This window comes from uncultured Blautia sp., assembly GCF_902497045.1.
Classification (GTDB): domain Bacteria; phylum Bacillota; class Clostridia; order Lachnospirales; family Lachnospiraceae; genus Blautia_A.
Window position 1 is genome coordinate 1 of sequence record NZ_CABVDF010000059.1, and the last position, 13641, is coordinate 13641.

Consider the following 13641-nt stretch of genomic DNA (forward strand, 5'->3'; position numbering starts at 1 on the left):
GGTATACAAATTTTTATATAAATATAGGCAAATATCTGAAATATGGAGAAGAAAATAAAATTCGTGTTATTGCCAGAAATTCAGATCAGCCTAACAGCCGCTGGTATCCGGGAACCGGAATCTATCGTCCTGTAGTGCTGTATATCGGAGAAAGGATGTACATTCCTGTAAATGGAGTCCGGATCCGTACTGTAAGCAGTTCTCCTGCGGTTGTGGAAATATGTGTAAAAACATCATGTCCTGGAACTGTGGATGTGGAAATCTTTAAAGATGGAAAAACTGTTCTTTCAGATACAGGCTGGGCAGAAAAGGATGAGGCTGTATTTCGGATGGAAATATCGGATGCGGCACTTTGGAACTGTGAAACTCCGGAATTGTATACATGTAAGGTACATTTTGGAGATGATATAGCAGAAGAAAATTTTGGAATCCGGGAATTGAAATGGGACAGAAATCATGGTCTGACAATTAATGGAAACAAAGTAATACTGAAAGGTGCATGTATTCATCATGATAACGGGCTTCTTGGTGCCTGTGCGTTTCCGGAAGCAGAGGAGAGAAAAATTCGTATTCTGAAGGAAAACGGATACAATGCTGTCCGTTCTGCTCATTATCCCTGCTCAAAAGCTCTTCTCAATGCCTGCGACAGGCTGGGAATGCTGGTTATGGATGAATATGTTGACGTATGGTATATCCATAAAACTGCATATGATTATGCAGGGGATGTGATGAAATGGTATCAGGAGGATTTGAAGGATATGGTGGAAAAAGATTATAATCATCCTTCTGTTATCATGTATTCTACAGGAAATGAGGTATCAGAAACAGCGCAGAAAAAAGGAATCCGCCTGACAGCAGAGATGACCAGGCTTCTTCATGAGCTGGATGGCACCCGTCCCGTAACCTGTGGAATTAATATCTTTTTTAACTTTTTAAGTTCCATAGGATTTGGGGTATACAGTGATGAAAAGGCAAAAAAAACAGCAGAGAATACAGAAAAAAATGCTTTGTCAAAAAATAAACCATCAAAAAAGAAAAAAACAGTGGGAAGTGAATTTTACAATACTCTGGCCTGTATGCTGGGAGACCGTTTTATGAAATGGGGAGCAACACTTTATCCATGCGACCTGAAAACGAGAGATGCTTTTGCCAATATGGATATAGCGGGATACAATTATGGAATCAATCGATATTATCATGATCTGAAAAAATATCCAAATCGCCTGATCCTTGGAACAGAAACTTTTTGTAAGGATGCCTATACTTTTTATGAAGCGGCAAAAGAAAATCCCGGGATCATCGGAGATTTTGTGTGGGCCGGATGGGATTATATAGGAGAAGTAGGAGAAGGCTGCGCAGAATACAGCGATTATAACTTTAATGGAGAAAGACCGGAAACTCAGATGACAGGAGGGAATGGCAGGATCGACCTGCTTGGAAAACCTCGTGCAGAAGCAGCCTTTACCAGAGTGGCTTTTGATTTGGAAAAGGGACCAAGAATAGCAGTCTGGCCTGTGTATCAGAAAGAAAATCTTCATATTACAGGCTGGCAGCTTACAAAAGCTCTGGAAAGCTGGTCCTGGAGAGGCTGTGCCGGGATGGATGCCAAAATAGAGGTGTATGCCAGAGCTCATTCTGTGGAACTGTTTTTGAATGGCATTTGTATAGGAAAAAAGAAAATTCCTAAGAAATCCTGTCGGGTGATTTTCAAAACGGTGTATGGGGACGGTGAACTGACAGCGGTTTCTTATGATCAAGCAGGAAAAGAGATCGGGAGACAGACATTATGTACGGCAGAAAAAGATACGATTTTAAAATTAATGCCTGAAACAGAAACTATAAATCCGGAAGGTCTGATTTTTATTCCGCTGCAGTATACAGATAAACAGGGAATATGGAAACCAATGGAAAAGCACAGACTTACAGTAAAAGTGGAAAATGGAAAACTGGAAGGTCTTGGAAGTGCCAATGCCTATAAAGAAGGAAATTATACAGATTCGGAAACAGATACTTACTATGGAGAAGCCATGGCGGTAGTACGGGCAGGATCCGGCGGAACTGTAAAAGTTACTGTGTCAGATGAAGAAAATACATACACAACAGAGGTTCCTGTAAAAGAATCCATTTACGGATAAAAATATGCAGTTTACGTTAAATGTAAATGAAATCTTCGGAATCATGGTATGATCTGTTATACAGAAAAAGTATGGAGCACAGAGCAGACCCTTTATAAGATTAGATGAAAGTAACGGCATTTGTGAAGGGGAAAGTACATACTCAGGGAAAGAAAGGAGAAAAAACATGGGAAAAAGAAGAAATCTCTGGCGTGGTCTGACTACCTGCACAGCTTCTCTGCTTACCATTTCACTGGCAGCAGGACCTTTGGTAGACAGCTATCGTACAGATATTGACAAGTTTCTTGGAACCAAGAGCAGCGCAATGGTAACAGATAATACAGGAGATGAGGATTTATATACCTATGATTCTGATTACTCCAGTACAACAGAACTTTTGGATTCTATTGAAGATCTGGGAGAAAGAATGAGCGAAGAAGGAACCGTTCTTTTGAAGAATGAAAACAGTGCGCTTCCTCTTTCGAAAGAAGAAACACAGAAGGTTTCACTTCTTGGCTTTTCCAGCTATTATCCGGTACAGGGCGGAGATATGGGAAGTTCTCTGAATGTAAATCAGGGAACAGATGCGGATACGGTGGATTTTGTACAGGCATTAGATGCTAAGGGATTCAAAATCAATCCGGATATTGCATCTATGTATAAGAGTCTGGAGGCAGAGTTTAAAACAGAGGTAAATATGTGGGGAAATATTATTGAATATTACCACATTACAGCTCCTGCAACAGATGGTGTGTTTTCCAGCAGGGAGCCGTCCCAGGAGAAACTGGACAGTGTTGACAGTCAGTGGAAGAACAGCATGGACGATTACAATGTAATGCTGGTAACGATTGCCCGTTCCGCTACAGAAAATGGAACTTACATTCCAGGTGAGGAAGGTGTAGATCCTTCTCAGAATCTGAATCAGACAGATCCTCTAGGGCTTAGTGATGATGAAAGAGATCTGATCAGTGCAGCTGTGGAGGCAAAAAAAGAAAATGGCGGAAAAGTAATTGTTATGCTGAACAATGCAAATGCCATGGAAATTGATGAAATCAAAAATAATGAAGGCGTAGACGCAATTCTGGAAATTGGTCTTCCGGGAGGCTATGGTTTTTATGGTGTTGCCGACATACTTTCCGGGGAGGCAAATCCTTCCGGACATCTCAGCGATACTTATGCAGTGACAAATGCCAACTCTCCTGCGGCACAGAATTTTGGAAATTTCTCCTGGACAAACGGAGACGACAAATTAAGCATCAACTCAGAAGAAGTAGAGGCAGAGAGCATTTATACAGGTTATAAATATTATGAAACCAGATATGCAGATGCTGTTTTAGGACAGGGAAACGCAGAATCTTCTGTGGGAAGTTCTACAGGAAAGAACTGGGATTATGAAAATGAAGTATCCTATCCTTTTGGATATGGACTTTCTTATACAACATTTGACCAGACACTGAAAAATGTATCAGTGAACCTTAAAGACAGAACGGTAACTGCTGAGGTCGAAGTAAAAAATACAGGAGATACTGCAGGAAAAGATGTTGTTCAGTTCTATACATCAGTTCCTTATACAGATTATGATGTAAAACATAAGGTAGAAAAAGCAGCGATCCAGCTTCTGGATTATGAAAAGACAGATATCATCGAGCCGGGAGAAAGTGAAACTGTGACTATTACAGCAGACGCACAGGATATGGCAAGCTGGGATTCTACCTGCAGCAACGAGGCAGGAACAGACGGAAACTGGATTCTGGATGAAGGTACTTACTACTTTACTGTAGGAAACGGTGCGCATGAAGCAGTAAATAATGTACTTGCAGCACAGGACCAGGCTGTAGAAGGAAACAAAAAGAATGTACAGACCTGGGAACTGGAAAAACAGGATTCTGAATCCTTTGCAGTTACATTAAATGGAACCCCTGTAGAGAATCAGTTGGAAGATGCAGATTTAAACTACTGGATGGAAGACACGGTTACTTACCTTACCAGAAACGATTGGGAAGGAACCTGGCCGAAAACTTATAAAGATCTGACAGCAACAGATGAAATGATCGGAGCTATGGGTGACGACTATAGTGATATTACAGAAAATGGAGATCCTTCTTCTGTAGTTTTTGGAGCAGACAATGGAATGACGCTTGCCAATATGAAAGGAGTTACCGATATAGAGGATGAGCGCTGGGATAAACTGATCGATCAGATTACCCTTGAGGAATGTCTGATCCGTACTGCTCTGGGAGGAACCAGCACTAAGGTGATCGAATCCATTACTTCTCCGGAAGTTATTCAGAATGACGGACCAAACGGATTCAATTCCTATCCTTTGGGACAGTATGCAAATGCAGATGAATCCACAGGAGATCCCTGTGTGATCGCAGAAGATGATCCTAACCGTGAATATAAGATGGGTGTTATGGGAAATGAAACGGTGATCGGACAGACATTCAGTAAGCAGCTTGCAGCAGAATGGGGCAAGGCAATTGGAAATTATTCTCTCTGGGCAAACACAACAATCTGGTGGGGTGTAGGAACCAATCTTCACAGAGTTCCTTATAACGCACGTAACCATGAGTATTATTCTGAGGATGCTGTGCTTACTGCAGGACAGGGTGCGGCAACGATTGCGGCAGGTCAGGAATACGGCGCTATTATTGCTCCGAAACATCTGGCATTTAATGACACAGAGATAAATCGTACCGGTATTGCAGAATTTATGACTGAGCAGGCAGCTCGTGAAAACGAACTTCGTGGAACTCAGGATTGTGTGGAAGAGGCCGGAGCCCTTGGAATGATGACTACTTATAACCGCGTAGGATGTGTGGCAAGCAATGCACATACAGGACTTCTTCTGAATATTCTTCATAAGGAATGGGGATTTAAAGGCCTTATGTCAGAAGACTTTATTCAGGATCCGACCTATACAAAAATACGGATGGCAGTACATAATGGTGTTACCATGACCTGTAATACCGGTGATAATACGCTGGAAGCAGTAGCAGAAAAATGGCCATACTGGAATGTTGAAAATGCAAATAAGAGTGAAGAACTTCTTACAGATCTGAAACAGGCAATGCTGTATCAGAATTATGCAATTGCAAATTCCAATGCAATGGATGGACTGTCTACCACTACACATATTGAGAAGCTGAATACATGGTATGATAATCTGATCACAGGATTACAGATTGGATTTGGAGTTCTTACTGTACTTTGTATTGCATTGTATCTGCTGGATCTGAGAAAGAAAGAGCAGTAATCTGGTAGGAGGAGAAAAAACATGACTGAAAAGAAAAAAACAGGGGCAGGGCTGATTTTCAGTGTGATCACAATTCTTGTGACAGCAGCAGGACTGTTTCTGTATATCCAAAACTGCAAAACAAATTATTTTTCAAATAGTGGTGTTGATCAGAAAATAGCGATCTGCCTCGGCGTTGCTCTGGTACTGGAAATACTTATGGTAGCCTTTTCCATGAAAATGGGAGCGAAACCGGTTTTTGACATTATTCCGCCGGTATGCGGTGTGTTGACAGCTTATGGAGTTATTCAGTTTATTGGAAGCAGGATTGCCGCAGCAGCGTCTATTATGACTTTTGAAAATAATACACAGAATATGGCAGATCTTAACGGTGCCATTCGTGCAATGATCGTATGCGCTGTGGCTTTAATCTGTGTGATTTTTACATCCTTTTTCAAAGTGGTAAAGGAATGATCTTATGAGTAAAAAAAATAATGATTTCTGGACCGGTCCTCTGACCGGTACCAGGATCAAAAGTAATGATGTAAAAATGCCGGAAATGCTGATCGGATATTTTATTGGACCTTTTGGAGCACTTCTTGCTTCCGGTATTTTTACAAGTATCCTTCAGAATTATTTTACAGATGTACTGAAACTGAATCTGGCATTTTTGACAACACTTCAGCTTGTTTCTACGATTTTGATCGTAGCAGCGAATCTGATCGTAGGACAGCTGATCGAAAGAACCAGAACTATGGCAGGAAAGGCCAGACCCTGGATACTGCTTTCAGCCTTTACCTTATCGGTAGCATCTGTACTGATGTTCATTGTTCCTTTTGAAGGAACTGCAAAAATGGTATGGATCGCCATTGCATATAATCTTTTTTATGCAGTAGCTTATCCGATATACAATACGGCAAATTCTACCCTGATTCCTGTTTCTACACGAAACAGTCAGCAGAGAGGAGCTCTGGCTTCCTTTACGAATGTAGCAGGACTTGGTGTTATGGGAGCAGGATCCATGGTATTTCCTATTCTGGTATCCTTTGCTTTGAAGGAAGACCAGCATCTGTGGTTTGTTGCGATGCTGGCAGTGGCTGTTTTTTCTGCACTTACTATTTTTCTGCAGTTTCAGTTTACCCGTGAACGTGTCACTGAGGAACAAATGGAAGGTGCAGATGCAAAAGAAGAAAAGGTAAAAGCGGCGTCTTTAAGAGAACAGCTTGCGGCAGTTGCAGGAGAAAAAATGTGGTGGATCGTAATGCTGTTTTACCTGGGCTTTCAGTGGAGCGGTGCGATGAAAAACGGATCCATGACTTATTTCTGCAAATGGGTACTGGATAATACCTTTTTTGGAAATGCAGATGCCTGGGGAGCCTCACAGTCTCTTCTGAGCATCATGGGAGCAGTTCCTATGGCGGTGTCAGCAGTATTTATTGTTCCCCTCTGCAATAAATTTGGAAAAAGGATTGTGTGTATGATCGGTATGATCGTAGGAGCAGCAGGGGGAGTCATAGCAATTCTTGGAAACGGGCAGATTATTCCGGTTGCCATTGGTGTGGCGCTGAAATGTCTGGGATCTGCGCCGGCCTGTTATATGATACTTGCCATGCTGGCAGATGTGATCGATCATATTGAATTTAAGAAAAATATTCGTACAGACGGACTTACGATGTCGATCTACAGTTCTATTATGGTTGCAGGAACACCTGTGTGCAACTCCATTTTCAGCGCGATTCTGAATGCCAGCGGATATGATCAGGCAGCAAATATTGCTCTTGGAACAGCTGCCCAGACAGTAGGTGTACAGACTGCTATTTCTGCAGGTTATATCTGGGTGGAAACCATTGCTTATATTCTTTGTGCGATTCTGGTATTTTTCTTTACTATTGAGAAAAAGCTTCCGGAAGAGCAGGCAGCCATTGCGGCAAGAAAAAAATAAACGGTACAGTTGACAGATTAAAATACAGCAGAGGCAGGTGCCGCTGCTGTATTTTGCTTATGAAAAGGAGAGGGAAAATGAATACCCGGAACCTTGTTTTTATCTGGTTTGGTTTTCTTATTTGCGTGGTTATGGGAGGCTGTGGAACAAAGGAAAAAGAAACTGGAGAGCTTTGCCATATTGTTTTAGAAGAAGGAGAAGGTTTTTGTGCGGAAGAACCGGTTCAGACAGCAGAAACAGGCAGTGATATGTCCTTCAAAATTATTCTGGAAGATGGTTATTACAGCTCAGGATCTGATTATCAGGGGAAATATGAGATTACATTATCCGATAAATCTGATACTGAAACAGTTATTTTGACGCTTCACGATGTAAAATATTCGGAGAGCATCTGCTTTCTGGCAGAAAAGGGAAAGTATGAAATCTGTTATGATGCCAATGGAGGAAAAGGCAGAGACGGAGGACCGGATTTTGTAAAACAGTATGATAAAGGTGCACATCTTCGAATCAATACTTTAAGAGGAATTGATATTTTTTGCAGAGAGGGATTTACCCTTGTCGGGTGGAATACGGAAGCAGATGGAACCGGAACACAGGTAGGGCTTGGAAGCCGGATACAGTGGAAAAAAGATCTGGTATTATATGCACAGTGGATTCCCTGGACGGACATCTCCAGATTCACATATGAGATTAAGGAAAATTATGCTGTGATAACAGGATATTCCGGAAATGAAGAAAAAATATGTATACCTTCAGAAGCAGAGGGTGTTCCCGTGCGGACAGTAGCAGAAAAGTCTTTTTATGAAACTGACTGTAAAAGTGTGATTCTTTCTCCGGGAATTTATGAAATTGAAAAAAAGGCTTTTCAGAACAGCAGTCTTGAAGAATTGTGGTTTTCAGATGACCTTGCCAGGATCAGCGGTTATGCTTTTGAAGGATGTGAAAAATTAAAAACAATACATATTAATGCAGTACAGCTTCCTGCTTACAGTGGAAATTATTTTGACACTTTTCAGGATAAATATGACAGACTGCAGTTTTTGAAAGATACTAGAAAGATTGTATTATTTTCCGGCTCATCTACAAGATTTGGTTATGACAGTGAAGAAATTAAAAAAGCATTTCCTCGGTATGAAGTGGTAAATATGGGGGTATTTGCCTATTCTCCGGCATTGCCTCAGCTGGAACTGATACTGGAATGTATGAAGGATGGAGATATTCTTTTGGATTCTCCTGAATTTGATGCTGCAAATCGACAATTCTGCAGTCAGAAGGAGCTGGATTACGCAGTATTTGCCATGATGGAATCCAATTATGATACATTTGCCAGACTGGATATCCGCAATTACTCACAGGTGTTTAATGCCTATACTTCTTACCAGGAAACCCGGAAAGATATGGAGCGAAAAAATTATCAGCTTAGTGCCGCAGATTTTGATGAAGACGGAAATCCGGTAACAGAAAAAAGCTATAACGAATATGGAGACTACGTTCTCTATCGGCCAAATTCCGGAAAAGAAGATCCTATTTATGGGCTTCCCGTTCATTACACAGTGAATGCATTTCCGAAAGAAACTTATCTGGATCCTGCAAATCAGGAATTTAAAAAATTTTTGGATAAAGGAATCAGAGTATATTTTACTTATTCTCCCAGAAACAAATATGCTGTTTCTAAAGAAAGTACGGAAGCAGAGAGGGCAAGACTTCATCAGTATCTGAAAGAAAACCTGATCGTTCCGGTTATTTCAGAAATTGAGGACTCTCTGTATTCGGGAATTTATCTGTATGGTACAGATAATCATCTGTCTACAGAAGGAGTGCGTATTCGTACAGAAAAGGTGATCATGGATATAAAAAAACAACTGGAGCAGGAGGAAAAAAGATGAATTTTATATCACTGGAATTTGTATTTTTTTATCCTGCAGTATTGTTTCTTTACTGGATCTTTCCTGGGAAAATCCGCTGGCTCTTTCTTCTTATAGTAAGCTGCTTTTTTTATTTTTCTGAAAGCTCCTGGGCAGGGATCTTATTATTTCTTACAGCGGCAGTTACTTATTTTGCGGCACGAAATATTCAAAATGGACATAGAAAAAGACAGTGGGTTATTATATCGTTACTGTTTTGTCTGGGACTTTTGATTGGATTAAAGTATACAGTTCCGCCAGTAGGAATTTCTTTTTATACATTTCAGACTCTGTCCTATGTGCTGGATGTATATGGAAATCAGGAGAGCGCGGAGAAAAATTTCGGCAGGTATCTTTTGTTTGTCAGTTTTTTTCCGCAGCTTGTAGCAGGACCGGTAGAGCGAAGCGGAAACCTTCTTCCACAGTTGAAAAAGATACAGAGATTCAGAAAAGAAGATATGGCAGAAGGGTTTTGGCTGATAATCAGAGGGTTCTTTAAAAAAATCGTGGTAGCGGACCAGATGGCGCCTTATGTGGATCGTATTTTCGGCGCTCCAGCAGAGGTAAATGGAATTGCAGCAGTTTTAGGAACTATCTTTTTTGCCATACAGATATACTGTGATTTTTCAGGGTATACAGATATTGCAAGAGGAAGTGCACGTATGTTTGGAATTAGCCTGATGGAAAATTTTCGGCATCCATATAGAGCGGGAAACATTCAGGAATTCTGGCATCGCTGGCATATAAGTCTGACAAAATGGTTTACAGATTATGTATACATTCCCCTGGGAGGAAGCAAAAAAGGGCTTCTCAGGCAGTGTATCAATATAGGAATCGTGTTTGGCCTAAGTGGATTCTGGCATGGGGCATCCTGGAACTATGTGGTCTGGGGATTTCTCCATGGCAGCTTTCTGGTGGGATATACTTTATATCGAAAATATACTCCTGTAAAAGAAACAGGAGTATTTAGAAAAACAGCTTCCTGGGCTTTTACGATGCTGCTGGTCTGTGCAGCCTGGATTTTTTTCCGATCTCCGGATATTGGCTCAGCGCTGGCAATGATAAGCAGGATTATTTCCGAACCATTTACAGGAGGAATCACGGCAGTCTGTGACAGCTTTCAGATAGTGGGAGGAAAGGAAGTTCTGAAGATTTTTCTGATTCTTCTTTCTTTTGGGCTGACAGAACATATACCGGATGATATCAGAGAAAAAATAAAGAAACCATTGCATCTGGCTGCAGGTGCGATTGTGATCATCTGTATGATGACTGCCATTGAATTTTTATGGCTGGCAGATATGGCGGAGGGTACTGGAAATACATTTATTTATTTCAGGTTTTAAAAATATGAAGAAGACAACAGGGATTATTATTTTTATAGCATGTGCTGTGTTTTTGGCAGAACAGATTTTTTTCCTGATCTGCGGGTATGCGCTTCCAGAACAGTTTGGAGACACTTTTATGGGAGAGCTGAAATATAAGTATGAACGTCTGGTGCAGACGGAGGGAAAAAGAATTATTTTTATCGGAGGCAGCGGAACAGCCTTTGGATATGATTGTGAGCTGACAGAAAATTTGCTGAAAGAGTACCGGACAGTGAATTTTGGTATGTATGCAGGTCTTGGTATCCGGGCAGTATTGGATCTTTCTGAGGATCTTATTCGAAAGGGAGATATTGTGATTGTTTCTCCGGAACAGGACCCTCAGACTCTTTCTTGTTATTTCAACGGAACTTATATGTGGCAGGCGGCAGACGGCGCTTTTTATATGCTGAAAGGATTAAAGAGAAACAGCCTGGAACAGATGCTTGGAACATTTCCGGGTTTTGCGCTGGAAAAACTGAATTATGTTATAGGTGGAAAAAAACCGGAAGCAGATTCTGTTTACTGCCGGAAGTCCTTTAATGAATATGGCGATATCAAAGATGAAATCTGTTCGGGAAATGTAATGCCGGAAGGATTTGACCCGGATCATCCAGTGACATTTACAAAGGAAGTCATCCAGGAAGAATTTATCTGTTATCTGAATTCTTATGCGGAAAAAATAGAAAAAAAAGGAGCCAGGATCTGGTATCGTTTCTGTCCGTGTAACAGATCAGCGGTAGTGAATGAAGAAAATGCAGATAAGTATTACAGATATTTACAGGAGGCACTGGAATTTCCTGTCATAGGAAATCCTCATAACAGCATCATGGATGAGGAATGGTTTTTTGATACAAATTTTCATCTGAATTCCAGTGGCAAAACAGTAAATACTGTACAGGCTGTAAGGGACATTAAAGCAATGCTGGGAGATTCCTCTTCGGTAAAAACGGATATTCCTGAAAAACCTGAGAACAGGAGCCGGGATCCGGAGATGAAAAAACAGATATGGACAAAAGAAAATTCTTATGAATATCAAGATCAGGAAGAAATTGTGATCCCAAAAGAAATTACAAGAATTCAGGATTATTCTTTTGAAAACTGCAAAATGTTAAAAAGGATCATCATGCAGCAGAAAGACCCATCGGCATGTATGGTGGGACAGCATCTTCTGGATGGTACGGATGCACAGATTTTTGTCCCGGAAGAAGCGGCAGACCGATACAGATTAAATTATTCCTGGTCTGTTTATGCAGACAGGATACAGGAGACAGAACATCCCTGAACTTTTGCGGATATAAATTTTTTGATAAAGTCATTCACGTTGATAAATGTACATTTTACGTATAAAAAGATGGATGCAGCCGGGAGATGCTATAATGAGTGATAAAGAGGAGATAAGAAAGGTGGAAAATAAATATGAAAACAAAACAGGCATTTAATCCTTATATGCCAAGCTGGGAGTATGTTCCTGATGCAGAACCGCATGTGGTAGGGGACCGGGTTTACGTGTATGGTTCTCATGACCTGTTCAACGGGCTGAATTTCTGCCTGGGAGACTATGTGTGCTGGTCGGCTCCGGTGGATGATCTTGGAAATTGGAAATATGAAGGCTGTATTTATAAAAGAGAGCAGGATCCTGCAGCTCCGCGTATCCGCCTCACCAACGGACTTGCAGCTCCGGATATGGTTCAGGGACCAGATGGAAAATTTTACCTGTATTATTTTATGGGTGGAACAAAAATGATTTCAGTTGCAGTCTGTGACAAGCCGGCAGGGAAATACGAATTTTATGGTTATGTGAAATACAGTGACGGAGTTCCTATTGGAAAGAAAGGGGAACCTTTTCAGTTTGACCCGGGTATTTTTATGGATGATGATGGAAGACTGTATCTGTACACAGGATTTGCATTGGAAGGAAATCCTATTCTTCTGGACGGATCAAAACCTACAGAGCATGGACCTATGTGTTTCGAACTGGATCCGTCAGATATGCTGACAGTGCTTAATGGACCTGGCTATATAGGAATAGCAGGAGATAAAGAGGCGCCGGGAACTCCTTATGAGGGACACGCTTTTCTGGAAGCAAGCTCCATGCGTAAGTTTAATGGAATCTACTATTTTATCTACAGTACGAAAAAAAGCCATGAGCTTTGTTATGCAGTCAGTGATAATCCTACCGGAGGTTTTCAGTTTGGAGGAATTCTGGTAAGTAATGGAGACATTGGTCTTCCGGGAATCACAGATGTAAAAAATGCAAAGAATTACACAGGAAATACACATGGAAGTCTGATAGAGATTAATGGAAAGTATTATATTTTTTATCATAGACACAGCAATCGGAAACAGTCTTCCAGACAGGCGGCAGCAGAGGAAATTCGATTTGAGAACGGAAAATTTTATCAGGCAGAAATGACCTCTTGTGGATTGAATGGAGAACCTCTGAGCGGACAGGGAACTTATCCTTCCTATATTGCTTGTAATCTTTATGGAAAAAAAGGAACCAGATTTCTCAGTATGATCAAACATCCGAAAAAAGGATATCCTTATTTTACTCAGGATGGCGGTGACCGGGAAGGCGGAGAGGATCAGTATATTGCCAATATGTGTGATGGCGCAGTTGCCGGATTTAAATATTTTGATCTTACCAGTACAAAAGAGATCAGTGTTGCTATAAGGGGAAAAGCAGAAGGTGTTCTGCAGGTTAGGACAGAGGAGTATGGGACACCGGTAGCGGAAATTCCTGTTGCTTCTTCCAGAAAACTGCAGTCTTTTCATGCACCTATGAAGGCGCGGGCAGGACGGCAGCCACTGTTTTTTAAATTCACCGGAAGGGGAAGTTTTGACTTTATCTCCTTTGAATTGAAATAGTATTTCTGGTTGTTTCCGGAATAGTTTCTTGCTATACTTAACGTATAACTGTGTTGCGTTAAGAGGTGAAGAATATGGTCCGCATTGCTGTGGTAGAAGACAATGAACATGACAGAGAAATATTAAAAAAATGTCTGCTTCGATACGAAAAAGAAAACAAATATAAATTTATTATAAAAGAATTTCAGGACGGAGAAGACATTATTACAAATTA

8 protein-coding genes are annotated in these 13641 nt (G+C 40.9%); all 8 read left to right on the forward strand.

The features are described from left to right. On the forward strand, window positions 1-2135 hold a 2135-nt coding region (locus tag RDS42_RS06305; RefSeq protein WP_308782891.1), incomplete at its 5' end, for a glycoside hydrolase family 2 TIM barrel-domain containing protein. 166 nt (window positions 2136-2301) lie between these two features. Continuing rightward, window positions 2302-5370, forward strand: a complete 3069-nt coding sequence (locus tag RDS42_RS06310) for a glycoside hydrolase family 3 C-terminal domain-containing protein (protein ID WP_308782892.1) — start codon at window positions 2302-2304, stop codon at window positions 5368-5370. Window positions 5371-5391: 21 nt separating this feature from the next. Further along, on the forward strand, window positions 5392-5823 hold the full coding sequence (locus RDS42_RS06315) for a hypothetical protein (RefSeq protein ID WP_308782893.1): 432 nt from the start codon (window positions 5392-5394) through the stop codon (window positions 5821-5823). A 4-nt stretch (window positions 5824-5827) separates the two neighbouring features. Further along, window positions 5828-7291 carry an MFS transporter gene (locus RDS42_RS06320; protein WP_308782894.1) on the forward strand — a complete coding sequence of 488 codons (1464 nt, stop codon included), beginning with the start codon at window positions 5828-5830 and terminating at the stop codon, window positions 7289-7291. A gap of 77 nt (window positions 7292-7368) precedes the next feature. Next, window positions 7369-9177 carry a leucine-rich repeat protein gene (locus RDS42_RS06325; RefSeq protein ID WP_308782895.1) on the forward strand — a complete coding sequence of 603 codons (1809 nt, stop codon included), beginning with the start codon at window positions 7369-7371 and terminating at the stop codon, window positions 9175-9177. Further along, window positions 9174-10538, forward strand: coding sequence for an MBOAT family O-acyltransferase (locus RDS42_RS06330; RefSeq protein ID WP_308782896.1), 1365 nt, complete (start codon window positions 9174-9176; stop codon window positions 10536-10538). The genes RDS42_RS06325 and RDS42_RS06330 overlap by 4 nt, the downstream gene beginning before the upstream one ends. Window positions 10539-10542: 4 nt before the next feature. Then, a complete protein-coding gene (locus RDS42_RS06335; protein WP_308782897.1) occupies window positions 10543-11841 on the forward strand; it encodes a hypothetical protein in 1299 nt (432 codons plus the stop codon). Between the two features lie 134 nt (window positions 11842-11975). Then, window positions 11976-13427, forward strand: coding sequence for a family 43 glycosylhydrolase (locus tag RDS42_RS06340; protein ID WP_308782898.1), 1452 nt, complete (start codon window positions 11976-11978; stop codon window positions 13425-13427). The last annotated feature ends 214 nt before the right edge of the window (window positions 13428-13641 follow it).

What these genes read in the sequence shown, in the direction of transcription:
- RDS42_RS06330 (WP_308782896.1), top strand. Translation starts at nt 9,174, where the DNA reads ATGAATTTTATATCACTGGAATTTGTATTTTTTTATCCTGCAGTATTG.
- RDS42_RS06320 (WP_308782894.1), top strand. Translation starts at nt 5,828, where the DNA reads ATGAGTAAAAAAAATAATGATTTCTGGACCGGTCCTCTGACCGGTACC.
- RDS42_RS06340 (WP_308782898.1), top strand. Translation starts at nt 11,976, where the DNA reads ATGAAAACAAAACAGGCATTTAATCCTTATATGCCAAGCTGGGAGTAT.
- RDS42_RS06335 (WP_308782897.1), top strand. Translation starts at nt 10,543, where the DNA reads ATGAAGAAGACAACAGGGATTATTATTTTTATAGCATGTGCTGTGTTT.
- RDS42_RS06310 (WP_308782892.1), top strand. Translation starts at nt 2,302, where the DNA reads ATGGGAAAAAGAAGAAATCTCTGGCGTGGTCTGACTACCTGCACAGCT.
- RDS42_RS06325 (WP_308782895.1), top strand. Translation starts at nt 7,369, where the DNA reads ATGAATACCCGGAACCTTGTTTTTATCTGGTTTGGTTTTCTTATTTGC.
- RDS42_RS06315 (WP_308782893.1), top strand. Translation starts at nt 5,392, where the DNA reads ATGACTGAAAAGAAAAAAACAGGGGCAGGGCTGATTTTCAGTGTGATC.